Origin of the sequence: Amphibacillus marinus (genome assembly GCF_900110345.1) — a bacterium.
Taxonomy (GTDB): Bacteria; Bacillota; Bacilli; order Bacillales; family Amphibacillaceae; genus Amphibacillus_D; species Amphibacillus_D marinus.
In genome coordinates this window covers 48,589-74,157 of record NZ_FODJ01000014.1, presented here as the reverse complement: position 1 = coordinate 74,157, position 25,569 = coordinate 48,589, and the positions used below count along the sequence as shown (strand labels likewise).

The following is a 25,569-nucleotide window of genomic DNA, read 5'->3' as shown; positions in this document are numbered from 1 at the left end:
TGCGGAATAAGATCTTTTGGACATAATAAATACTCCCCCATAAGCAGCCAGATTTTTTATTTTTTTATCTGTCTACTTATAGGGGAGCATATCACTTTCGTGAGTATAGTTGTCTGTTTTTTTAATAAAACAGGAAGAACCGATCAAAAATGATCAGTTCTTCCCTTAGCGCTTAATTAACTGGCAGGTAGACGTAAAATGCCGTACCTTTATTTAATTCACTTTCAACTTCAATAAAACCATGGTGTGCCTCTACAATGTGCTTCACAATTGCAAGGCCAAGTCCAGTGCCACCAGTATTACGACTTCTTGCCTTATCAACCCGATAAAATCTTTCAAAGATCCGTGCCTGTGCTTCACCTGGAATTCCAATTCCATTATCCCTCACTTCAACACGTAACCACTGCTTCTCATATTGTAAGGCAATGTTAATGATGCCGAACCCACCTGTGTAATTAATAGCATTAAATAGTAAATTAAGGATGACCTGTTTTATCCGTGCTTCATCACCGGTAATTTGCGGCCGGTTGTTCTGTTCGAAGGTTATGGTAATTGATTTCTTATCGGCCTGACCACTAACGATATCAATACATTCTTCAATTAAATCAACCACTTTAATATTGGTAAACTTTAGTTTGAGCTCATCTTTCTCCAGCTTTGATAATTCAAGCAGATCATGGATTAAGCTTTGAAGTCGATCACTTTCATTATAAATAATCTTTAAAAATCTTGTTTGGATGTTCTGATCAACATCATCATCTAGCATCGTTTCAGCAAAGCCTTTTATTGACGTAATTGGCGTTTTTAATTCATGCGAAACATTTGCTACGAAATCCTTACGCATCTGCTCAACTCGTTTTAAATCAGTAATATCATGGAAGACAAGGACAATACCTCGTAAATCTTTTTCTTCATTAAAAAAGGGTGCGCCAACAACTTCAATATATGTTTTTTGATCACCATTATTTAATGTAATGGATGCTTTAACGCTTTGTTCGTAAAGAAAGGCCTCCTGAACTGTTTGATAAATCTTTGCTTGATCAAGCACCTCATAATAAATCCGGCCATAATAATCCTCAGACTGCTTACCAAACTGATCGGTAAACTTTCGATTAACTAAGTGTACATAACCCTGTTCGTCAATTAACATAATGCCGCTTTCCATATTGTCAATGACAGTATTTAGCTGCCTACTTTGCATTTTCTCTTGTCTATTTAAGTCTTGCAGATTTCTAGCGAGCTGATTAACTGACTTTGCCAGCTTCCCACTATCATGATGATAGCTTTCAAATGCTCTGACTTTATAATTTCCTTTAACAAGCTCCTTCATGATCACATTAATGAGTTTAACGGGCGCAATATAGTTTAAGTAGATTTGATATAGGATAATTTCTACAATTGCAAAAGCACCAATTAAGACAACAATGATCATTATCCGGTCGCTACCATTTGATAATGGCACAATCAATGATAATAGAGCGAGAAACAATAATGCCACTATAATGGTATAGACCAAGAACAGCTGGCTTTTTGGACGATTCATCGGGCGGGTCCTTCCATTTTGTAACCTAGACCTCGAATTGTTTTAATATATGCAGGTTGTTTCGTATCTGGTTCAATCTTCTCTCTAAGATGACTAACATGGACATCGACAATGCGCGTATCACCTGAAAAATCATAATTCCACACTGCACTTAACAATTGATCTCGTGATAGGACCTTACCTTTATGCTTAGCTAAATAAAGCAATAGCTCAAATTCCTTTCGTGTAAACGACAGTAACTTATCGTTCATTGTCGCTTCATATTGTTCAGGATAGATGACCAGGTTACCAATCGCTAATTGAGCTGGAGCTGCGTCTTCTTTTTTATTGGTACGCCGCAGAATTGCTTTAATTCGAGCGACTACTTCTTTAGGACTAAATGGTTTAGTTAAATAGTCATCAGCACCCAGCTCTAGCCCTAAAATCTTATCAAACTCATCATCCTTTGCTGTAAGCATGAGAATAGGTGTATCAATTTTTTGCTGACGAAGCTGTTTACAAACCTCAGTCCCTTCCATTCCCGGAAGCATTAAATCTAGAATAATAAGGTCAAAAGCTTTCTCAGATGCAATTGATAAGCCATCTGTTCCTGTGTGCGCAACTGTTGTATGAAAGCCTGCCTTTTCGATATTGTATTGGAGTAACGTTACTATAGACTCTTCATCATCAACAATTAGAATATGTTTATTCATGCTAAGTCCCCCTTTAACCACGTTAGCTTAATCATACAATGCCACCGATTAGTTGTGAATAGAAAACCACTACAAACGCGTTAATTTTTGTTTACAAAGTTAATTTTATGTAAATTTTCTTAGAACATACTAACTTTTTCAACTAAGTCGTGCAAGGTTTTGTTATGCCCCCATCCGCTTATCGTTTTATTTTAAAAAGGGACTGGGACAAAAAAGGAATTAAATAAGGAAAATCCGAACATTATCTCTGAAAGCATGTAGCGCCTCGACAAAACACTTTGCTTAGTCAGAATGTTCGGATACCCAGTATTAATATTTAGTTATGTCCCAGCATGTAACGATTAATTCATATTGTTAATTAACGCATCAGCAAATTCAGAAGCTTTAACTTCAGTAGCTCCATCCATTAAACGCGCAAAATCATAGGTAACAACTTTGGATCCGATTGTCTGATCCATTGCTTTCGTTACCAGATCGGCAGCTTCCTTCCAGCCCAAGTGCTCAAGCATAAGTACACCTGAGAGAATGACAGATGAAGGATTTACTTTATCTAATCCAGCATATTTAGGTGCAGTTCCATGAGTAGCTTCGAAAATGGCATGACCAGTTTCATAATTAATGTTAGCGCCAGGAGCAATACCAATTCCACCAACCTGAGCGGCTAACGCATCTGAAATATAGTCACCATTTAAATTCATTGTCGCAACCACATCAAATTCCTTTGGTCTAGTTAAGATTTGTTGCAAGAAGATATCGGCAATTGCATCCTTAATAATGATTTTACCTGCTTCTTCGGCAGCTTGTTGTGCTTCATCAGCAACAGCTCGTCCCTCTAATTCAGCAATTTTGTCATACTCAGCCCAAGTAAATACTTGTTCACCGTATTCTTGCTCCGCTAATTCATAACCCCAATTTTTAAAAGCACCTTCAGTAAATTTCATAATGTTACCTTTATGAACAAGGGTAACACTTTTACGTCCTTCTTTAATCGCGTAATCTATTGCAGCACGAACAATCCGCTTTGTTCCTTCTTCCGAAACCGGCTTAACACCGATACCTGATGTTTCTGGGAAGCGGATATTGGCAACACCCATCTCTTCCTCTAAAAACTTAATCACTTTTTTCACTTCAGCAGAACCGTTTTCCCATTCAATTCCAGCATAAATATCTTCAGTATTTTCTCTGAAAATAACCATATCTGTATCTTCAGGGCGTTTTACTGGCGAAGGAACACCATCAAAATAACGAACTGGGCGTAAACAAGTAAATAAGTCTAGCTTTTGACGAAGCGCAACATTTAACGAGCGAATACCACCACCGATTGGCGTTGTTAATGGCCCCTTTATCGCAATTTTATAATCTCTAATGACAGCTAACGTCTCTTCTGGTAGCCATTCTCCCGTCTGATTAAATGCTTTTTCACCAGCCAAAACTTCTTTCCAAACAATACCTTTTGTACCATTGTATGCTTTCTCTACGGCCGCTTCCAGCACTCGACTTGCTGCCGACCAAATATCTGGACCTGTTCCATCACCTTCAATAAAAGGGATAATTGCAAAGTCAGGTGTCTTTACCTTACCATTCTCTACTGTAATCTTTTCAGCTTTAGACATCGTTGAATTCCTCCTGTTATAAAAAAATGTTTAACTATTATTCCTAGCGCTCTGAAATAGGCTTAAAAACTTGACTAGTCGGCCCGATATATTCAGCTCGTGGACGAATAATTCGATTGTTTCGATATTGCTCAAGCATATGGGCAACCCAGCCTGAAGTTCTGCTCATTGCAAAGATCGGTGTAAACAAGTCATGGTCAATACCCATGCAGTGATAGACAGATGCAGAATAGAAATCGACATTTGCTGGTAGACCTTTCTCTTCTTTAATATAATCCTCAATTGCGACAGAAATCTGGTACCACTTCTCTTCACCAGCTTTTGCTGTAAGTTTCTTTGACATTTCTTTTAAATGCTTAGCTCTAGGGTCTCCAGTTTTGTATACCCGATGGCCCATGCCCATAATCTTTTCTTTGTTGACAATCTTCTCTTTAATATAAGGAACTGCCCGATTAACCTCACCAATCTCCATGAGCATCTTAATAACCTGCTCGTTAGCGCCACCATGCAACGGCCCTTTTAAAGCACCAATTGCCGAGGTAATACCTGAATATAAATCTGATAAAGTGGCAACACAGACTCGCGCAGTAAACGTAGAAGCGTTTAACTCATGATCAGCATGTAAAACAAGTGCTTTATTAAAAGCCTCAGCCTCTAAGGGATCAACATCTTCACCCTTTAACATATGTAAGAAGTTTTCCGCATAACTATACTCTAATTTTGGCTTAATTGGTTGTTTACCTTGTCTGAGGCGGGAAAATGAAGTAATAATTGTGGCAACTCCGGCTTGTAATCGAATAGCTTTTCTTAAATTTGCTTCCTCACTTAAATCATCCACTTCAGCATCATAAACCCCTAATAAGGAAATTGCTGTCCTCAGTATTGACATCGGATGTGCATCTTTTACGTTCATCTGTTTAATCTGATCAAGAATGCTATCTGACAACTTCATCTCGTCATACAATTGCTTCTTCAGCTGATCTAATTGTTCTTGATTTGGTAATTGCTTGTGCCAAAGCAAATAAATTATTTCTTCAAAGCTTGCCTGATTAGTAAGCTCGTCTATCTCGTAGCCAACGTAGGTTAATTGATCATTAACAATTGATGTAATATCTGTCTCAGCAACAATTACACCTTCTAAGCCTTTTGATGTTGACATATAGCACACTCCCCTTTGTCTGTATACTTGTTAGTTAAGTCTTCATCCACCGATAAAAAACAGTAACAATACACATCATTATATAGGCAATTCCTGCCCCAATAATTCTCCAACCATAACACGAGGTAATAACACAACCATTATAATTATCCCCATGACCAGAGCAGTTGTTAACTGTCAGTCATTGAGTAGTAAACCTAAGCCATTTTAGCGATCACTGCGAGATGACAACGTAATCCAACCGTAGTAAGTTGTCATACTGCCACTCAGTTCTTTTAAACCAATTTGATCGGCTGTGATTAAAGTAGGCTAATGGTGACCTCTCCTCTATAGTCATTCCCCTTTCTTAAATAAAAGGAAATAACATTTTGTCTAATTTTAACAGTTGAACGCCTGACCCGTTATTGGTAGCTACGCTAATCAATCCAGTTCGATTAACCGCAATCTAATTTGAACAATTAAAGCAGTGTCGTTTGACAGAAACAGCTATTCGCACTCGTCAACGTTTATCGCCATTACTTTTCATATTACCACAAAACACTCATTTTAGAAAACTTCAGTGCATATCATCACCAAGCTAATCATAAATTTAAGTATAATTAGAGGTGAGGACAAGTAGGTGAACAGCATTGAACGTTGAAACTAGAAAAAGAATAGGTCGACTTATGATTGCGTTAATAGGCGTATCCGTTTTTATTATAATTATCTACTTCATTCTCGTTAAATTATTGCCACTTGTTATAATTGTTGTCTTAAGTTCGCTTTTTCAAAAGCCGATTCGTTTACTTGAACTAAAATGGCACTGTTCTCGTTTAACTGCAACAATTCTTACATTTTTAATCAGCTTATCTTCTATCATTGTCGGATCAAGCTTTATAATTGCATATCTTGTAGACGGTCTTTTAGGTGCCTTAACGAAGTTCCCAGAGTTTGCTGAACGGTTAGCAGGGCAAAGTAAGCATTTTATCCAATACACAACAGAACGCTTACATTTCTCTATTGAAAATACGATGCGCATTTACAATATTAATTTAACAAACTTGTTCGATGGGCTTATTGATCAACTTACTTCTTTTCTAATTGATACAAGTAAACAGCTAACAGATTTACTTCTACCCTTACTTTCACAGACCATTCAATTAACGTCAACATCACTAATTGTCATGATTGCTGTATTTTTGTTAAGTCGAGATTGGCCTAGATATCAGTCAAAGCTCAGGCAGTTCATACCAGTGAAAGTACAAATTTTAAGCCAAGATCTTTCCCTGCATTTTATTAAGAATATCCAGCATTATATTAGAGCACAATCAATCGTATCATTTGTAACAGCATGTATTCTGTTCATTGGTTTCTTAATTTTGCAAATTAGCAATAGCTTTGGTTTGGCTTTATTAATTGGCTTTCTTGATTTAATTCCTTTTATTGGGATAGGATTAGTTTTATGGCCGTGGCTGATTTATAAAATGGTGGTTGGGCACTACCAATTTGCCATTTTATTAATCGTTTTGTACGGAATTGCCGTTATTATGCGACAATTTTTAGAACCCAAATTACTGGCAAAAGAAATGGGCTTAAATAGCTTAATTGTCATTTTAATTGGCTATAGCTGTTATTCTTTATTTGGAGTGCTCGGTATTTTGTCAACCCCTTTTATTTTAATTACCTTACAATCTTTACGCGCTAGTGGGATTATTCATAAATTCTATCACTATATCTTAACTGGGACATTTCAAACTTAACTTAAAAGCGTTTAAAAAATATGACACGCCCATTATTAATGGTGTTTGTGAACAGCGCCTTAATCCAGCCCTTTAATGGTCTTCGCGTGATCGGTATGAGGAGCAAAAGTCCGATTAAATCTGTAATAAAACCTGGTATTAGCAACAATAGACCACCTAAAAGTACACTTAAACCATCAAGAATGGCTTCTCCTGGTAATTGCCTTTGTCTCATACTAGCCTGTACATTAGCTAATACACCGATCCCCTGTTGCTTAGCGAGCGTTGCCCCTATTAGACTGGTGAAAATTATTAATGCTAGAACGGGTAACGCTCCCACATGAGAGCCCAGCCATATGAATAAAACTATTTCAAGTGCTGGCAGTAAAAATAGTAGAAATGTTAGCCACTTTGTCATATCAAATTACCTTCCTTCTAATTTTAGTAAATTTCCTCTCCAACGTTATGCATTAATTTTACCAGAACATAGCGACTGTTAAAAGAAATTGCTAGTTCATTTACCTAGTTAGGGTCTATGTATTTATATCGCAAATTTCACATCAATATATTCGTGCTCGGCTAAGCTCGCTGAAGGGTGGACGAAGGATTAAGTGAATCCATTGCTTTTCGGAACGACATAGTGCGCCGAATTGATAAGAAAGTCAATACGGGGATTGCATAGCAACTCTCCCAAACATGTCTAAGGCTTCATGACTGTTTTCAGAGTACGAAAGTTGAATTCATATATAAAAAGATTAGACAAAGAAAATCCGAACATTATGTCTGAACCATATAGCGCTTCGGTAATACACTTCACTTTCAGCGGGCACAGCTTAGGCTGACAAGATGTAGGTCAGGTAGTTGTGCCCACTGGAGTCCACGTATTTTACCTGCGCTTAGTCAGAATGTTCGGATACCCAGTTTTACTATTTAGTTATGTCCCAGACGCGTAATTATCTTTATAGGATACTCGCTCTTCCAGCGTATACATCACCTTTTTTAGCATCAATCGTTACTTCTTGTCCTTCTTCAATAACCGACATGGCATCATCTACACCAACAATAACCGGAATAGCAAGATCAAGTCCAACAACAGCAGCGTGTGAAGTTAACCCACCTTCAACGGTAATCACACCACTAACTTTTTCTAGTGCAGGCATCATATCTTTATCTGTACCTAATGTTACAAGTACATCACCAGCTTTAACTTTTTCATTTGCTTCGTCAGCATTTTTAGCAAAGACGGCACGACCAATTGTACTCCCTTTACCGACACCTTGCCCGTGTGTTAAAACATCGCCAATAATATGAACTTTCATCATGTTTGTCGTACCACGTTCTCCTACTGGTACACCAGCAGTAATAATTACACGATCACCACGCTTGAAACAGTTGGTTGACAAGCCACGTTCGATAGCTAGATCAAGTACCTCGTCAGTGGTATAAGCATATTGACCGTCAATCGCCCGAACACCCCATGTTAAAGCAAGTCTTCTGCTAATTTTCGCATCAAATGTTACCGCAATAATTGGTGCTTTTGGACGATACTTAGCAATCATCCGTGCTGTGTGACCACTTACAGTTGGTGTAAGGATAGCATCAACATCTAAATTCATAGCAGTGTGATTAACAGATTGACTAATTGCATCAGTCATTGTCATTTCACTTATTTTTGAACGTAAATCTAAAATTGTTTTGTGATCAAGTACTGATTCTGTTTTTAAGGCAATATTATGCATCGTTTTAACGGCCTCAACTGGATAGTCACCTGCTGCAGTCTCACCTGAAAGCATAATGGCATCTGAACCATCAAAAATTGCGTTAGCAACGTCTGAAGCCTCAGCACGTGTTGGACGAGGATTACGTTGCATTGAATCAAGCATTTGCGTTGCAGTAATAACTGGTTTAGCAGCAATATTACATTTCTGAATCATGTCTTTTTGAACAACAGGCACATCCTCTGGCGGAATTTCAACACCTAAGTCCCCGCGCGCTACCATCAAACCATCAGATACTTGAATAATCGCATCAAGGTTGTCTACACCTTCTTGATTCTCAATTTTAGGGATGATGTTAATATCTTTACCACCATTGTTATCTAAGTGTTCACGAATACTTAACACATCAGCTGCACGACGGATAAATGAAGGTGCAACAAAATCAACACCTTGCTCAATTCCGAATAAAATGTCAGCAGCGTCTTTTTCAGTCATCCCAGGTAGGTTTACACTCACGTTTGGCACGTTAACACCTTTTTTATTTTTTAATTCACCTGAGTTTAATGCTTTCGTTTTCAGTTCTTTCGCATCTGAAAGGACTTCAACAACTTCTAATTCAATTAAACCATCATCAAGTAAAATCTTTGAACCTGCTGAAACATCTTCGATAAGTTGTGGATATGTAACAGCAAATTTCTCACTTGTTCCTAACACAGTCTCATCCATTGAGATATTAATCATTTGACCTTTAACGATATCTACCTTGCCATCTAGCATCGTACCTGTACGGATCTCTGGTCCTTTTGTATCAAGTAAAATCGCTACTGTTTTTCCTAGTCGCTCTGAAGCCTCACGAATATTTTTAATACGCTGGCCATGCTCTTCAAAATCGCCATGTGAAAAGTTAAGACGTGCAACATTCATTCCCGCCTCAATTAGTTGCTCTAGCTTTTCTACTGATTCTGATGCAGGTCCAATCGTACAAACAATTTTAGTTCTTCTCATTTGTTTATTTCCTCCTTCATAATTTAAACAACATTATCTATTAAATAAAAAATTAGATAGACAGCTCTTCCATCAATTGATATAGGCTCATGTCTAATTGATGTGATTCCTTTAACACTTCAATAATATCATGATAAACAAGTTGATTGTTTTGAATACCAACCATTTTACCCGCTTTACCCTCTCGTAACAAGTCAACGGCTTTTCCAGCTAAACGACTAGCTAACACCCTGTCAAATCCTGTTGGTCGACCACCTCTTTGGATATGACCTAACACAGTTACACGGGTTTCGAATTGCGTTGCTTCTTCAATCTTCTTACCATAGTCAATACCATTACCAACACCTTCGGCAAGAATAATTATACTGTGCTTTTTACCACGCTCATGACCACGCTTTAGTCGGTCAACAACAGCAGCAAAAGGCTCGTCCTTTTCAGGAATAACCACTGTTTCAGCACCATTAGCAAGTCCTGCCCATAATGCCAAATCACCCGCATCGCGACCCATAACCTCGATCACGTATGTACGCTCATGAGAAGTAGCAGTATCTCTTATTTTATCCACGGCCTCAATAATTGTATTCAGTGCAGTGTCAAATCCAATTGTAAAATCTGTGCCGGGTATGTCGTTATCAATTGTACCTGGAACACCAATACACGGAAACCCTTTTGCAGTTAGCTTAGCAGCTCCCTGAAAAGAACCATCACCACCAATAACAACTAGGCCCTCGATACCGAACTTCTTTAATTGCTCAATACCACGTTGTTGACCTTCATCAGTTTTAAACGCCTCCGAACGTGCCGAAAAAAGCTTTGTTCCACCCCGTTGAATAATATCGCCAACCGAGCCAACTTCAAGCTTCTCAATCTTCCCTTCCATTAAACCTTGATATCCATTATAGATCCCGAAAACGTCAAGACCATGATAAATCCCTTTACGAACAACTGCTCGAACAGCAGCATTCATACCGGGCGCATCTCCACCGCTTGTTAGAACACCTATCTTTTTCATTGTTTCACCTCAATCGTTATGTCTCGTTAGTAAGCTAACCTTTATGCTAGAAATATATCCTAAAATAATTTCACTTAAGATTATACATGAAAGGACCCAAAAACTCACCCCTAAATCTGTCTTTTAGGGGTGAAAAATAAAATAATTTAATTAATTAGTGCTTTTTCATTACCTTACAAAGTGAAATAGAGCTATTATTGGATAATTTCACCGATATTCTTATACTTATTCCATCTGTTTTCAATCAAACTTTCTGAAGATTGCTTGCTTAAATAGTTTAGTGATTTTTCTAAATAAACATCTAAATAGGCCACTTGCATAGATAAATTGCGATGCGCCCCACCACGTGGCTCTGGTACAATTCCATCAATAATTTGCAATGCTTTTAAATCGTGAGATGTAATTTTAAGTGACTGTGCTGCATCCCTTGCCTTGGTTGCATCCTTCCATAGAATACTAGCCGCGCCCTCTGGTGAAATAACCGAGTAGGTCGCGTTTTCGAGCATATGGACATGATCACTTAACCCAATGCCTAAGGCGCCACCACTTCCACCTTCACCAATCACAACCGCCACACTCGGTACAGCTAGACTAGCCATCTCCATTAAGTTTCGCGCAATTGCCTCACCCTGACCACGCTCTTCAGCACCCTTACCTGGGTGTGCTCCCTTCGTATCAATAAAAGAGATAATTGGTCGCTTAAACTTCTCCGCTAGCTTCATTTGTCGTAATGCCTTACGGTAACCTTCTGGGTGCGGGCTGGCAAAATTACGATATAAATTGTCTTTCGTATTTTTCCCTCGCTGATGGCCAACAATTGTAACGGGCTGGCCCTTATATTTTGCAATACCTGTTACAATGGCAGGGTCATCTCTGAACAGTCGGTCTCCATGTAATTCAATAAAATCAGTGAATAAATGATCGATATAATCAAGTGTGGTTGGCCGATCAGGATGACGAGCAATTTGCACACGATCCCAAGGCTTCAGGTTGCCGTATATTTCTTTTTCAAGCTTTTCTAAACGTGATTCTAGTGTCGCGATTTCGGAGGTTAAATTTAGCTCACTTGCAGCTGTCATCTCCTTTAATTCCTTTATCTTATCTTTTAACTCTATAATTGGCTTCTCAAATTCAAGTACGTGCTTCATTTCTATTGTGCCTCCCTATGATCATGAAGGTCTAGTACTGAGCTTAACAGTTTTTTTAATTCAGAGCGTTTAACGACGCGATCAACCTGACCTTGCTCTAACTGAAATTCTGCTGTTTGGAAATCCGTTGGCAGCTTTTCGCGAATCGTTTGCTCAATAATTCTGCGACCAGCAAAGCCAATTAATGCACCCGTTTCGGCAAAATGGTAATCCCCAATTGAAGCAAAGCTCGCTGTAACCCCACCTGTAGTGGGATTGGTCATCACGACGATCATGCATCCACCTGCACGGCTAAAGCGATCAACTGCCATTGATGTCTTAGCCATCTGCATTAAGCTGATCATCCCTTCTTGCATTCGTGCTCCCCCAGATGCGGTAAAAACAATAATCGGAAGCTGTTCAACTCTAGCTTGCTCAAGAGCTCTCGTAATTTTCTCTCCAACAACAGCACCCATACTGGCCATCCGAAAACGCGGATCCATTACCACTAGAGCTGTCGCGTGTCCGTTAATAAATGCTTTTCCAGAAACGACGGCATCCTTTAGACCAGTTTTTTCTTGATCCTGCTTAATTTTATTTTCATAGTCAGGGAAGTTTAATGGGTTGGCAGATTCAAATGATTGATCCCACTCTTCAAAGCTATCCTGATCAACGAGCGAATCAATTCGCTGATAAGCTGTCATTTTATGGTGCTCTCCACAGGACGGACAGACATTTAAATGATTCGTCCATTCCTTCTCATAGAAAATTTTCGAGCATTTGGTACATTTAACAACTAAGCCTTCTGGAATTTCATGCTTTGCTTTTTCTGTTGGTATCGCTGCATACTTTCTCTTCTTTGAAAAAATACCTTTAATTTGCATCGATTCTCCCCCTTGCTTTAATCAGTCTCATATGAATTTACGCACTGATACACATTAATAATTGCAATCTCTAATAAAAATCAGTCAAAACTTCCATCTGCAACACGCTGTTCATTTTTAAGCATTAGATGCTCATTCTTTGAAAAGTTATTTCCCCTTTGTTTTATCTACAGACTCTACTAATCGTTATTGTTAACTTATTTACACTCTATTAAACAAAACTAAATAATTTGCCTCTTATGACATCACTAGATCCGAGCAACACCAGTCGCTTTAGCTGCTTCAGCAACAGCAGCTGCAACAACCTGAGCAACACGATTATCAAAAGGATTCGGAATGACGTAATCGTCATGCAGATCCTCCTCTTCAATTAAACCAGCAATTGCATAAACAGCTGCCACTTTCATTGCTTCATTAATGTCGGAGGCCTTCACTGACAGGGCACCTTTAAAGATCCCTGGGAAAGCTAATACATTATTAACTTGATTAGGATAATCTGATCTGCCAGTCCCAACCACCCTTGCACCTGCTTTAATTGCGTCTGTTGGGTTAATCTCAGGATCTGGGTTGGCCATCGCAAAAATAATCGGGTCTGGATTCATTGACCGAATCATCTCTTGATCTACCAAACCACCTAAAGAAACACCAATAAAGACATCAGCACCCTGAATAGCTGCTTTTAAGTCTCCTTGGATACTTGTTTTATTTGTGTACTGTGCAACTTGATCTTTTACTGGATTCATCCCAAATGGTCGACCTTGATAAATGGCACCCTTTGAATCACAAAGGATCGTATCTTGAACGCCAAAATGTGCAAGGAGTTTAACAATCGCTACTCCTGCCGCCCCAGCACCGTTAACAACAACTTTAATGGTTTCAAAATCTTTTTCAACGAGTTTTAGTGCGTTTACCAGCCCTGCTAGAGTTACAATTGCTGTACCATGCTGATCGTCATGGAAAACAGGAATATCTAGGGCTTGTTTAAGCTTCTCTTCTATAATAAAGCAATTAGGCGCCGCAATGTCTTCAAGGTTAATACCACCAAATGTAGGCGCTAGTTGCGTAACAGTTCTAATAATTTCAGCAACATCCTGAGTATCCAAACAGATCGGAAATGCATCTACTCCGGCAAAATTTTTAAATAAAACAGCCTTACCTTCCATTACTGGCAGTGCTGCCTGTGCGCCAATATTCCCTAGGCCAAGTACAGCTGAACCATCTGTTACAACGGCAACAGTATGACGTTTCATCGTATATGTATAGGCAAGGTCGGGGTTTCGCTTAATTTCTAGACATGGTTCTGCTACTCCAGGTGAGTATGCAAGACTTAACTGCTCTTCATTTGCTACCTCAACCTTTGCTTGTACAGATAGCTTGCCCTGATGATCTTTATGCATTTTTAATGCTTTTGCTTTTAAAGTTTCCATTTTAGAACGCGCCCCTCTTCTTTTATTCATCGCTAACGTGCACCTTATTCGATCTACTCAACCCTTCCATTATACCAAATTAGTACCTACTGTAAATAACAGGGCTACATTTTAGAAATAGTCGTTATTTTCTCACAATTCGTCTGTAATCCTTATTAATCCTTGACTTTAAAGGTTAACGAAGCAATTAAGGCTAAGATTGAAAGACAACATTTTCAGCACCAAAATATTCTTTTAATGCCTTTTGAACCTGATAATGGTCTTGCATATTAAATCTTTCAGGTAATCGATACGTCCGGCCACTCGCTTGCTGATAAATAATAATGGGAATATTTCCTGGAGATTGATCTGCAATTCTTTCTAGGTATGTGACAAAGCCTTGGTTAGCTCTTTGCTCATCTACTTTAATAAACAGACGCTTGTTTATCTTTGTATTAGTTATCGCCGTAAGATCTGTCACCATCACAATTTCTTGGACAATAACCTGTTGTTTCCCTTGGCGTTGTTCAACCTTTCCGACTACCTTCGCAAGTTGTTGGTCAACAAGGTTCAATTTAACTTCACGAAAAAGATCAGGAAAAATAACCGCCTCAATTGATTCTTTTTCATCAGAGAACGTAACAAAGGCCATGGAATCGCCTCGTTTTGTACGAATAGCTTTCAATTGTTCAACGATACCAATAAACTTGATCGTTTTACGTTCATTAAGCGATTGAAGGTACAGAATATCAACAAACCCATTCCCCCTTAACTGGCTTCTATTTACTGACAAAGGGTGGTCAGAAACATAAATACCTAGTAAATCGCGTTCAAAAGCAAGCTGCTCGATAATTGAGTATGCTGGGGCAGACTGATAGTGCCCGTCCAGTTCCAAACCACTTTGTGTCAAAAAACTACGATCATCCAAACCACCAAATAAATCACCTTGCTCATAGGCATTAGCTATTGTGGCAACTAACGAAGCACGTTCAATTCCAGTAAAATCAAATGCACCAGCATGAATAAGTAATTTAATAGTATCTTTAGTCACGATATCTAACGATACACGTAAACAAAAATCAAATAAATTTTTAAACGGGCCAGCTTGTCTCTCTTGAATAATTGTATTAACAACCGGATAACTTATCCCTTTAATGGTTAGTAAGCCAAACCTGATCCCTTCACTATCAACAGTAAAACTGTAGAAGCTATGGTTAATATGCGGTGATAATAGGTTAATTGCTTCTGCTTTCACTTCCGCAATCAAGGCTGTAAAACGCTCTGATTGACCTGTAACTGTATTTAACAGCGCTGTGTGAAAATACACAGGAAAATTAGCCTTTAAATAGGCAAGTTGATAGGCAATTAAACTGTAAGCAACTGCGTGACTCTTATTAAAGCCATAGTCAGCAAACCGTTCAATCCATGAGAACAGTTCATCTGCTACCGCCTTAGCATAGCCCTTTTTTATACACCCAGATACAAAGAGCTGCTTCATTTTATCAATTTCAATGGCATTCTTTTTACTAATTGCCCTTCTTAATATATCAGCTTGCCCATAGCTCAAACCGGCAAACTGGTGGGTCAACTCAATAATTTGCTCCTGATAAATCAGTACCCCATATGTCGGGCTTAGAATTCCCACTAAGTCATGGTGAATATATGAAACCGGTTCTTCTCCATGCTTTCTTTTAATAAAACTAGGGATGAAGTCCATCGGTCCTGGGCGATATAAGGCATTGACAGCTACGATATCAGCAAATTCAGTTGGTTTTAACGTTTTTAAAACACGCTTCATTCCATCAGATTCAAACTGAAAGACGCCATTTGTTTTGCCTAATTGAAGCAAAGCAAAAGTTCTCTGATCATTGAGCGGTATTTGGTCAAGATTGATCTCTTGTCGGCCATGCTTACTAACTAAACGAACGATCTGCTCGAGTGTCGTTAGATTTCGCAGGCCTAAGAAGTCAATTTTTAATAAGCCTATCTTTTCTAAATCGCCCATCGGATACTGTGTTAGGTAGTGTCCTAGCTGATCAGTTGTTAACGGAATCTTCGTTGTTAGCTTCTGGTCGTGGATGATAACTCCAGCAGCATGGGTAGATAAATTTCTCGGTAAGCCTTCTAACCTTCTTGCTATTTTAAAAAAATGCTGAAGATGCTCTGTTGTTTTTATATAGTCAATTAAAGCTGGCGATCTTTTAACGGAATCCGTTATTGAATAACTCCCTTGTTTAGGGAGTTCATTTAGAATATAAGTTAAGTCATTTTCAGGTAAGTCATATACTTTAGCTAGCTCCCGAATAATTGAACGTGCTTTAAAAGTGCCAAAGGTACCAATTTGCGCAACATATTGATGACCGTATTTGTCTTTTACATAATCAATAACCTCTTGACGGCGCTGATCAGAAAAGTCAATATCAATATCTGGCATTGTCAGCCGATCAGGATTTAAAAACCGTTCAAATAGAAGCCCGTACTTGATTGGATCTACTGTCGTAATATTTAATAAATAAGCAACAAGGGAGCCCGCAGCTGAACCTCGCCCTGGCCCTACCAAAATGCCCTGTTCTTTTGCATATTTAACAAAATCCCAGACAATTAAGAAATAGTCACTAAAGTCCATCTTTTCAATAACAGTAAGCTCATGCTCTAATCGTTGACTAGCCTTTCTGTTTGTCCCGTACTTTTCAATCAAAGCTTGCTTGGTTAAGGCAGTGAGCTTAGCTTTGGCTGTTAGTGTCTCCTCGACTGGAAAGCGCGGAATAAGTTGCTGACTCAGGTCAAGTTCCAAGTGACATTGGCTAGCCAGATCAACGGTTGCGTTCAATAACAATTCAGTCTGTTTAAACAACTGCTGAGCCTGCTTATCATTAAATAAAAAGTCAGGAGCAAGCTCTTGGTCCTCAACACTCTGCTTTGCCATTTTAACAAGATAGTGGTAAGCAAGCTGGTCATCATCATTTAGGTAGTGGACATTACCAATGCCGACCATTGGTATAGCTTGCTCATGTAAAAACGGGTAATCGTTAAGCTGACTATAGTGTAAACCGACGTAACAATCCTCCCCCCATGACGTTAAAAAAGCACTTAATGCTCGATCATCTCGCTCCGCAAGCGAAATTGTTAAATAATTTATCGTGGTCGGGAGGATGAGAAAGCATTCTTTTCGTAGCTCTTTTAACTTATCGACGCTAATCTGCTCGTCTTCTGAGAGTTGAATCCATGAGCTTATTTCTAGTAACGCTTGATAGCCCACTTGATTCTTTGCTAGTAGAATAAGCTCTTCTTGATCATCATTAATGGTAACAGTTATTCGCATGCCAATGATAGGGTTTATCTTAGCCCGCTTACATGCTTGATAGAAAGCAATTGCCCCATACATAACATTGCGATCGGTTATTGCTAGAGCAGACATACCTAGTTCACTTGCCTTGGTAACCAAATTATTAATCTTCACCGTACTTTGCATGAAACTATATCCCGTTAACACATTTAGATGAACATATGCCATAGTGCACCTCCTTTTCCCAACGTTTTCTTTCTATTATACCGAGGAAATGGGAAATTGAAAAATAAAACATAGACAAACCTTGCTAAACATAAACTAGCACTAGTCATAATAATCATAAAAGGGGCGCTTTATGATGGAAGAACGTTTTTTTGCCACAATGATTCAATGCTACTTTATCGCCTTAGGTGTCATTATTGGCGGTGCTTTTATTGGTAGCATTGGTGCATTTGCCAGTGGCGAACCTGCATTTACCCTGATGGGACGCATTGCAAAAAGCTTGCGTATTTGGGCAATAGTCGCAGCAATTGGCGGCACCTTTGATGTGATCTCTAATTTTGAGCGTGGCATCATGGAAGGCTCAACCATGGATTTAGTCAAGCAAATCCTGATCATTGTAACCGCAATGGGTGGGGTACAGACAGCCTTGCTGTTAATTGAATGGTTGATTCAGGAGGAGCTAAGCTAATGCATGTGCCCCCCTATTATAAAAGAAAAGACTGGCAGCGTTTTATGGTTGGTGTATTTGTTGGTGGGATGATCGGCTACCTCGTCTTTTTATTTATGTATGGTGAAATTATGGAACGATTTATTGAGGAAAACCTTAGAGTGCGGACGGAAAGACAAGAACTGCAATTAGCCTACGATACGCTTGAGCAAAATCTAACGGACTTAAATCAAAAGTATCAAGAACAACTGACCATTAACTCAATTAAAATCGTTATTAATAATGCTGAAGTGTTTAAGCTCGATCGCTTTATGCTCCATGAACTTGGCGAGTTAATAAAAGCTGAGGTCAATGATATTATTGGCAAAGAGGTGGTTACACTAAACGACTATTATCCTATTTTAATTAGAATGATTGAAAATAAAGCGTATAAGATAGATGGTTTCTCCTACCAAGCCAAGGTTGCACAATTATTTATTAATGAACAGACTGAAATTCATATTGAGCTCGACTTAGATCGATAAGCTTAGAGCTTTACGTTAGCAGCTACCGTAAAGCTCTTTGAATCGCTAGTTATCTTGATATACTTGGCAAGTTTGCTCAAGCTTAGCTGTTAAAGTAGCAGCTTCTGCCCAGCTATATACAGTTGCTCCTGAAGCGAGCGGATGCCCACCACCATTAAATTCCGCTGCGACAGCGTTAATAGCCGGACCTTTTGAGCGTATTCGCACTCGAATTAGCTGCTCTTCTTCGACAAAAAAGACCCATGCCAACACGCCTTTAATGTCACCAAACAAACTAACCAACATGCTCGTTTGATCTGTAGAAACGTCATATTGCCTTAACATTTCCTTCGTTAGCTTGCTTGTTACTACCCCCGCCTCACTAATTAAAAATCCATCAAGGATATGCCCTTTTAAACGCGCAATGGCTGGTTCTACTTCATAAAGCTGATTGTATAACGCCGTGCGATCAAATGTATAACGGACCAGCTCACCTGCTATGTTAAACGTTTCTTCTGTTGTACTTGGGTAAAGAAACCGACCTGTATCGCCAACAATTCCTGCATACAGCAACTCTGCGCCACGATCATTGAGCATTAAGATATTCTGCACATCTGTCTGAATGAGTTTGAAAATCATTTCAGATGTAGAGCTTGCCTGTGGATCGACCCAACTTAAATCGCCGTAGCAGTCAACATCCGGGTGGTGATCAATCTTAATAAGCTCTCGGGCAGATTGGTAGCGCTCATCATCAATCCGCGGACGATTGGCTGTGTCACAAACAATTACCAAGGCATCCTGATAAAGGTCATCTGGCACCAAATCCATTTCTGCTAAGAAACGTAATGACGGATCCATTTCACCGACACAAAAAACCTTTTTAGCTGGATTTTGAGCTAGGATTGCCTGGGCTAACCCTACCTGTGAGCCTAGCGCATCCGGATCTGGCCTGACATGTCGATGAATAATAATCGTTTCATATTGCTTAATCTTATTTATAATTTGAACTTTAATATCCATGCTTTTTTCTCCAATCTAATAACGATCGATCAGCTGACCAATCAGTACGGCTTTTCCAACAATATCTTTCTCATGATGCAATTCAATATCAATTTTAACTGACTTTCGGCCAATCTCCAAAATACGCGGTGAAATCTCAATTTTACTTTCTAGCTGAACGGGCTTAATAAAGTAAACGGAGATATTCTCAACGACCAGATCACCCTTTTTCATATGCGTCATCAAGCGGCTACTTACTTCTGTGATAAAGGAGACAAATACACCGTTTGATAATGTTCCAAGTGAGTTAGTCATTTGGGGCGTGATTTGCGATCTAAAGGAAATATGGTGACCATCCTTTTGCATCGTTAAGCCACTGGTAACGATATCATCAATCGTCTCACCAACTTGGGGCTGTCTTTGTACGTGTTGCAATGCTTTCAACACGTCTTGGCGTGAAATAAGTCCGATTAAGCGATGGTTAGGACTTACCACTGGAACAATTTCAATCCCCTCCCATACCATCATATGGGCAGCATACGCTAACGATGTCTCTTTCAAAACCGTCATTGGGCTCTTGGTCATGATCCGCTCGATTAGTAAATCACTAGCCTTACCAATGACATCCTTGGACGTGACAATGCCAACGACACGCATTTGCTCATCTACGACAGGATAACGTGAATGTGTCGTATGCTCCTTTAAGAAATACCAGCGTTCAAGAGTATCCGTTCGTTTCAAATAATGGGTGTTCTCATAGGGGGTATAAATATCGCCAACAAGAACAATCTCTTTTTTAATTAACTGATCATAGATCGCCCGGTTAATCATAGCTGCCACTGTAAAGGTATCATAGCTTGTTGAGATAATCGGTAATTGCTTTTCATCAGCTAACCGCTTAATATGATCTTCGGTATCAAAGCCACCCGTAATTAACACGGCAGCGCCTTCTTCTAACGCAAGGCGATGCGCCTCAACACGGTTACCAATAATAAGGAGCGAATCCTTTTCAAGGTAGCGCATCATCGCATCTGTTTTCATAGCGCCAATAACAAATTTATGTAATGTCTTATACAAACCTTCACGACCACCTAATACTTGACCATCAACAATCCCAATAATTTCGGCAAAGGTTAAGTGTTCAAAGTTCTCCTTCTTCTTCTGTTCAATCCGAATTGTGCCAACACGCTCAATTGTGCTAACAAGCCCCTGATTTTCTGCTTCTTTAATAGCCCGATAAGCTGTTCCTTCACTGACACTTAAATCTTTTGCAACCTGTCTAACTGATATTTTGTTCCCAACCTTAAGGGATTCAATGTGATTAAGAATCTGTTCATGTTTCGTTGCCAAGGTGTATCACCTTACTTTCTTAACTGTACTATATTTTTTATAATTAGTGTTATTATACAGTTGTTTGCCGAAAGTAGCAATTTAAGAAGCTTAATTTTCCCGACAACTTTTGTGGAATTTTGTCTTAAAATACTTTTTCTTAAACGAACAGAAGTTAGATGAAATATCTTCAATATTTCAGCATAAACTTAACTTAATTAGGTTTGTCCTGAATAGATTAAGGGTATAAATTAATGTATACAAGAGTTATAAGGAGTGATAACCATGCCAGTAGATACTTATAAGAAAATCGTTGTTGCTGTTGACGGATCACAAGCTTCCTTAAAAGCATTTAAGAAAGCGGTTCACGTTGCTAAGCGAAATGAGGCTGAATTAATTATTGCCCACGTTGTTGATACTAAAACAATCTCTACCGCAGAGACTTACGATCAGTCGATGATCAATCGATCTGAAACATACGCAAGTAAATTACTAAATGAGTATAAGGCACAGGCTCAAAAAGCAGGACTTCACAAAGTAGAAACACATATCGATTATGGTTCACCAAAGGTACGTATTCCTAAATATGTAGCAAAATCCTTTGAAGCCGACCTCATTATGTGTGGTGCAACAGGATTAAATGCTGTTGAACGCTTCTTAATTGGTAGTGTTTCAGAGAATATTACCCGTTATGCACCCTGTGATGTATTAGTTGTTCGCTCTGATGATGAAGATGAAGAAGAATCAATTGAGGATATACTATAAATGCAAAAAAACCAATCATTTTTGATTGGTTTTTTACTTCACGTCAAATTTATATATTCAAGATAATATGATCTAACACAGGTAATTCCTGACTAGCACTTAACATAGTCAAAGCTACTATCTAAACAAAAAACGCAGCTAGTTAAGCTGCGTTAAACAATAATTTACCATGCCTTTAATGAAACTCCTCTGTTTTAAAAAACTCACCATCTTTGGTATACAAATATTCCGAACCTGTATTAAAGGTAACTGAAATATCAGTGCCATTATGATGGCATGTATCAATATTATCTAAATCAAATGGTTTACCCTCTTCAAGCTGATGACGTGCGTTTACAAAACGAACGAGCTGCTGACTTTGTTCATCCAATCGTTCAAAATTCATCGTCCTTACCTCCTTTGAAAAATTAAGTCTGTTTTAAAGCAATACTTTTTTAACAAGCTTTAATTGTTCATTAGTCTAAGCATTTACATGCTAGATCATACCTAAAAGGTGAGTCTGAGTTTCTTTTCAACTATCTACAAACAAAATGTTAGCGTTTACACTTATATTGTACTACAGAAAACAACATGAAGTATAGTAAAAGGTGAGGAAAGTTTAAAAACCTTCCTCACCAATTTAATACCCTAATCTTTATTGTGCTAAACGTGCAACATCACGTGCAATCATAACTTCTTCGTTTGTTGGGATGATAATGACTTTTACTGGAGAGTGTGGGTACGTAACAAATGCTTCCTTACCCCTCACGTCATTGCGCGCTGGGTCCCAGTATACGCCCATAAATTCAAGTCCTTCAAGGACACGCTCACGAACAGCTTTACTATTCTCGCCAATTCCAGCTGTGAAGATAATGGCATCAACACCGTGCATTTTACATGCATATGAGCCAATATATTGATGGATTCGTCCAGCAAAGATTTTAAGTGCTAATTCAGCACGCTCATCGCCTTGACTAGCTTTATCCTCAATGTCACGTAAGTCACTTGAAAAGCCAGAAAGTGCTAGCATGCCACTTTCTTTATTTAATACATGTAGGACCTCATTGACATCTTTACCTGTCTTGTCCATGATGTATGGCACTAGAGCAGGGTCAAGGCTTCCAGAACGAGTTCCCATTGTTACTCCTTCAAGTGGTGTGAAGCCCATAGTGGTATCAATTGACTCACCATTCTTAACGGCTGCAACACTGGCACCGTTACCGATATGACACGTAATAAGACGCAGGTTACTTAATGGCTTGTCTAATAGCTCAGCTGCACGTTCAGAGACATACTTATGGCTCGTTCCGTGGAAACCATACTTACGAATACCAAAGTCTTCATAATACTCGTACGGTAAGCTGTACAAATAAGATTCAGGTGGCATAGATTGGTGGAATGCGGTATCGAATACAGCTACTGCAGGAACATTTGGTAAAGCTTCTTTAAAGGCTTTAATTCCCGTCAAGTTAGCTGGATTATGTAGCGGTGCTAACTCTGAAACTTCTTCAATTCCAGCAATGACTTCATCTGTAACAAGAACAGAATCGGTAAAGCGTTCTCCACCATGAACAACACGGTGACCAACACCGTCAATTTCATCAAGTGACTTAATAACACCTGACGCGACTAATTGTTCTAATAACAGCGCTACAGCTTTTTCATGGTTTGGGATATCAGTCGTTAGCTTGTCCTCTTGATCGCCATACTCTAATTTAAAAACAGAATTTTCAATGCCAATTCGTTCAACAAGCCCAACTGCCAACTCAGTTTCTTCTGGCATTTCAATCAACTGGAATTTCAATGAAGAACTACCAGCATTAATTGCGATAATTTTACTCAAAATTATTCAATCCTTTCGGTTTCCCTATTTAGTCTAATTATATACCACTTATATTTTAACGAACAATCGACACAAATTGCAACTTGAAAGTTAAATGGAAGCGATAACAAGTGATTATTCTTATTTTTCTAACTATTAATAGCCTTCCTCTTGAAACCATTGATTCATTTTGTTAACCATATTCTCCGTTGCTCTTCCGTCCTTAAACGATGGAAGTTGAGCCATTAATGCTTGTTTAGGCGCCTTTGTATCGGCTGACTTCTTCCTTAATACAAACAAACTCTTTGCGTTTTTCTCCGATCGGAAGATTGATGCAGGTAAATGAAGCAATGCAATGACATGAGCCTCTTCCTGAATTAAAGCGTGCAATTTGGTTGCTTGGTCACTACTGAATAATTGATTAGGAATAACAAATATTAAATAGCCACTTGGTTTGGTATAATGCAGGCTTTGTTCAATCAACAAATGATGGGCATAAGTATGCTTCCCTTCAACACTAACGCTAAATTGACTTGCTCTTGTGTCGTCAGGATAAAAGCCGACTGGTAAATCTGCTACAACTAAGTCAACTGGATCCAGCAGTAATGGCTGAATACTATCTTGGTGAAAGAACTCAATCTCATTTTGCTGGAGATTGGCATTTAATAACCCAAGCTGGATTAAAGCTGGGTCAATTTCACTACCAAATGCTTTTACGTTTTTCCCTAATTGGTTGATCACGGCTGTTAACAAATTAGCAGTTCCCGAGACAGGGTCAAAAATACTTATATCACTTCTCGTTCCGAACAGCTTCTCTGCTAAATAGCTTATGTAACTGGCAATTGTGTCAGGTGTGATTAAATGCTGTGACTGGGTAGCATCCTTCATACTCTTTAAAATAGCATATTCAATAATTTTTCTTATCTGCTCCTTCTCAAGTGACGCTATCTCTAAGGTAGAAGCCTCCTTGAAAAAAAGAGCATCCGCTTGACTGAGATCGTCTGCATCCTCTTTTTCGACCAGCAATATAGCCATGGTATCTATTAGTGCATCCATATATGATTTATTTAAAGTATCTGAACGACGCTCTACCATCTTATCCAGCTTAGTAAAATACTGTTCAATTATGCTCATACGTTAGTTACCTCCCTCATATCCAAATAATAAGTATATCATAACATCTTTAATGAGGAATGAATAATTTAAAAAAACCGGACGGACAAATGATCCATTTCCTTCATTTGTCGTCCGACTATTATTTAATGATGATGGTGACCATGACCACTCTTTCTTTTCTCAAGCATATCCTTGATCTTCTCGAAAGCCTGTGGAGCGACTTCAATTAGTTTTTCATAAAATTGACTATTTTCATGTAAATGAATTAGCTCATTGCCCTGCTTGCGCATGACGAGAAATGCAATCGGTGTAATGGAAACACCACCGCCGCTTCCACCGCCAAAAGGTAGTAATTCCTCATCCGATGAGGACTGATCATTGCTACCTGAAGACTTTTGCTGGCCAGTAAATTCACTACCTCCAGCCGCAAAGCCAAAGCCAACTTTGGAAACAGTAATGATTGTGCTTCCATCAGCAGTATGAATTGGATCACCGATCACTGTATTAACATCGACAATTTGCTTTAATTGTTCCATCGCAGTCGACATTAATCCTTCAATCGGATGCTGTTGATGCATCATTTTGCTTGCTCCTTTCTCTATTTAGCAGTATACCGATAGCATGTCCTAGCTTTACGGAAAACATGCATTGACAGTCGCTCTTCACGTATAACCCCTGATAACAAGGCGTAACGTGATAGTTTACTCGCTCAGGTTTAGTAGACCACCTTTCAATGAAGAAAGAGGCAATTATGGCTTTACAGCTATAAGCAAGTGCAGCAATTGGCGCTGTATGGGCGGCATTAGCAGTGCCAATGACCGTTGTCCAGCTCAGTTTCTTACATGTTAATGCACTTATCATTGAACGAGATCGGTTATTTAATTTAGCAGATTTCTTTGTTGTAAGCTTAGTAAGTTGATCAAAGATTTCTTCATAATCAAGCGTTATCTCTTTCATATAAACAGGGATAAACAAAAACTTTATTTGTACACTTCCCTCGACCTGCTGCTCAACCTGGAACGACATTTGGATTTTTAAAGGCACAAAAAAAAGTAGACCTACCGTTATCATGATTATTAACGCAACAATTCCAATAATAATTACCATAAAATAACCCCGATTCACGTAAACATGGACAAGTTGGTTTTCTCCTTATACAGTCATTGTCCCCATAACTAACCTTGGCATTCCCTTTTTTTCATAATAAAGACGCATATTCA

Annotated in this window: 22 protein-coding genes; 4 read left to right on the top strand and 18 right to left on the bottom strand. The window is 38.8% G+C overall.

The annotated features are described in order from the left end of the window. Positions 1-172: 172 nt before the first annotated feature. The 4 genes from pnpS to citZ form a co-directional block, all read right to left on the bottom strand. Positions 173-1,543 carry a two-component system histidine kinase PnpS gene (pnpS, locus tag BM000_RS15295; RefSeq protein ID WP_091500053.1) on the bottom strand — a complete coding sequence of 457 codons (1,371 nt, stop codon included), beginning with the start codon at positions 1,541-1,543 and terminating at the stop codon, positions 173-175. Beyond that, positions 1,540-2,235: a response regulator transcription factor gene (locus tag BM000_RS15290; RefSeq protein WP_091500051.1), complete on the bottom strand. Its 696-nt coding sequence runs from the start codon at positions 2,233-2,235 to the stop codon at positions 1,540-1,542. The genes pnpS and BM000_RS15290 overlap by 4 nt, the downstream gene beginning before the upstream one ends. 341 nt (positions 2,236-2,576) lie before the next feature. Next, complete coding sequence (gene icd, locus BM000_RS15285) at positions 2,577-3,848, bottom strand: NADP-dependent isocitrate dehydrogenase (RefSeq protein WP_091500049.1); 1,272 nt, start codon at positions 3,846-3,848, stop codon at positions 2,577-2,579. Positions 3,849-3,891: 43 nt separating this feature from the next. Next, positions 3,892-5,007, bottom strand: a complete 1,116-nt coding sequence (gene citZ / locus BM000_RS15280; protein ID WP_091500048.1) for a citrate synthase — start codon at positions 5,005-5,007, stop codon at positions 3,892-3,894. Between the two features lie 629 nt (positions 5,008-5,636). On the opposite strand from citZ, the gene ytvI reads away from it, so the two are divergent. Further along, a complete protein-coding gene (ytvI, locus tag BM000_RS15275) occupies positions 5,637-6,746 on the top strand; it encodes a sporulation integral membrane protein YtvI (protein WP_091500046.1) in 1,110 nt (369 codons plus the stop codon). Position 6,747: 1 nt separating this feature from the next. Here ytvI and BM000_RS15270 read toward each other — a convergent pair whose 3' ends face one another. From BM000_RS15270 to dnaE, 7 genes are all read right to left on the bottom strand, one after another. Next, positions 6,748-7,143, bottom strand: a complete 396-nt coding sequence (locus BM000_RS15270) for an FxsA family protein (protein WP_091500045.1) — start codon at positions 7,141-7,143, stop codon at positions 6,748-6,750. 541 nt (positions 7,144-7,684) lie between these two features. Beyond that, positions 7,685-9,448, bottom strand: coding sequence for a pyruvate kinase (gene pyk / locus BM000_RS15265; RefSeq protein WP_091500043.1), 1,764 nt, complete (start codon positions 9,446-9,448; stop codon positions 7,685-7,687). A gap of 52 nt (positions 9,449-9,500) precedes the next feature. Continuing rightward, positions 9,501-10,460, bottom strand: coding sequence for a 6-phosphofructokinase (pfkA, locus tag BM000_RS15260; protein WP_091500042.1), 960 nt, complete (start codon positions 10,458-10,460; stop codon positions 9,501-9,503). A 194-nt stretch (positions 10,461-10,654) separates the two neighbouring features. Beyond that, complete coding sequence (gene accA / locus BM000_RS15255) at positions 10,655-11,608, bottom strand: acetyl-CoA carboxylase carboxyl transferase subunit alpha (RefSeq protein WP_091500041.1); 954 nt, start codon at positions 11,606-11,608, stop codon at positions 10,655-10,657. Between the two features lie 2 nt (positions 11,609-11,610). After that, positions 11,611-12,471, bottom strand: a complete 861-nt coding sequence (accD, locus tag BM000_RS15250) for an acetyl-CoA carboxylase, carboxyltransferase subunit beta (protein ID WP_091500040.1) — start codon at positions 12,469-12,471, stop codon at positions 11,611-11,613. 248 nt (positions 12,472-12,719) lie between these two features. Next, on the bottom strand, positions 12,720-13,898 hold the full coding sequence (locus BM000_RS15245) for an NAD(P)-dependent malic enzyme (protein ID WP_091500038.1): 1,179 nt from the start codon (positions 13,896-13,898) through the stop codon (positions 12,720-12,722). 193 nt (positions 13,899-14,091) lie between these two features. Next, complete coding sequence (gene dnaE / locus BM000_RS15240; RefSeq protein ID WP_091500037.1) at positions 14,092-17,391, bottom strand: DNA polymerase III subunit alpha; 3,300 nt, start codon at positions 17,389-17,391, stop codon at positions 14,092-14,094. 133 nt (positions 17,392-17,524) lie between these two features. On the opposite strand from dnaE, the gene ytrH reads away from it, so the two are divergent. Next, complete coding sequence (gene ytrH, locus BM000_RS15235; RefSeq protein WP_091500035.1) at positions 17,525-17,857, top strand: sporulation membrane protein YtrH; 333 nt, start codon at positions 17,525-17,527, stop codon at positions 17,855-17,857. Beyond that, entirely contained in the window at positions 17,857-18,360 is a 504-nt protein-coding gene (gene ytrI, locus BM000_RS15230) for a sporulation membrane protein YtrI (protein ID WP_091500034.1), read from the top strand. Before ytrH ends, ytrI begins: the two co-directional genes overlap by 1 nt. Before the next feature lie 45 nt (positions 18,361-18,405). On the opposite strand, the gene BM000_RS15225 is transcribed toward ytrI, so the two are convergent. Both BM000_RS15225 and BM000_RS15220 read right to left on the bottom strand, forming a co-directional pair. After that, complete coding sequence (locus BM000_RS15225) at positions 18,406-19,359, bottom strand: DHH family phosphoesterase (protein ID WP_091500032.1); 954 nt, start codon at positions 19,357-19,359, stop codon at positions 18,406-18,408. Between the two features lie 15 nt (positions 19,360-19,374). Further along, positions 19,375-20,688: a DRTGG domain-containing protein gene (locus tag BM000_RS15220; protein WP_091500030.1), complete on the bottom strand. Its 1,314-nt coding sequence runs from the start codon at positions 20,686-20,688 to the stop codon at positions 19,375-19,377. 264 nt (positions 20,689-20,952) lie between these two features. Between BM000_RS15220 and BM000_RS15215 the strand changes: the two genes are divergently transcribed. Continuing rightward, a complete protein-coding gene (locus BM000_RS15215) occupies positions 20,953-21,432 on the top strand; it encodes a universal stress protein (RefSeq protein ID WP_091500029.1) in 480 nt (159 codons plus the stop codon). 175 nt (positions 21,433-21,607) lie between these two features. Here BM000_RS15215 and BM000_RS15210 read toward each other — a convergent pair whose 3' ends face one another. The 5 genes from BM000_RS15210 to BM000_RS15190 form a co-directional block, all read right to left on the bottom strand. Continuing rightward, the gene (locus BM000_RS15210) at positions 21,608-21,817 is read right to left on the bottom strand and encodes a hypothetical protein (protein ID WP_091500027.1); all 210 of its coding nucleotides are present in this window, start codon (positions 21,815-21,817) and stop codon (positions 21,608-21,610) included. Positions 21,818-22,066: 249 nt separating this feature from the next. Next, a complete protein-coding gene (locus BM000_RS15205; protein WP_091500025.1) occupies positions 22,067-23,254 on the bottom strand; it encodes an acetate kinase in 1,188 nt (395 codons plus the stop codon). 135 nt (positions 23,255-23,389) lie between these two features. Then, a complete protein-coding gene (locus BM000_RS15200; protein WP_091500024.1) occupies positions 23,390-24,367 on the bottom strand; it encodes a class I SAM-dependent methyltransferase in 978 nt (325 codons plus the stop codon). A 125-nt stretch (positions 24,368-24,492) separates the two neighbouring features. Next, a complete protein-coding gene (gene ytfJ, locus BM000_RS15195; protein WP_425425187.1) occupies positions 24,493-24,930 on the bottom strand; it encodes a GerW family sporulation protein in 438 nt (145 codons plus the stop codon). After that, on the bottom strand, positions 24,905-25,456 hold the full coding sequence (locus tag BM000_RS15190) for a DUF2953 domain-containing protein (protein ID WP_091500022.1): 552 nt from the start codon (positions 25,454-25,456) through the stop codon (positions 24,905-24,907). The genes ytfJ and BM000_RS15190 overlap by 26 nt, the downstream gene beginning before the upstream one ends. Positions 25,457-25,569 lie beyond the last annotated feature (113 nt).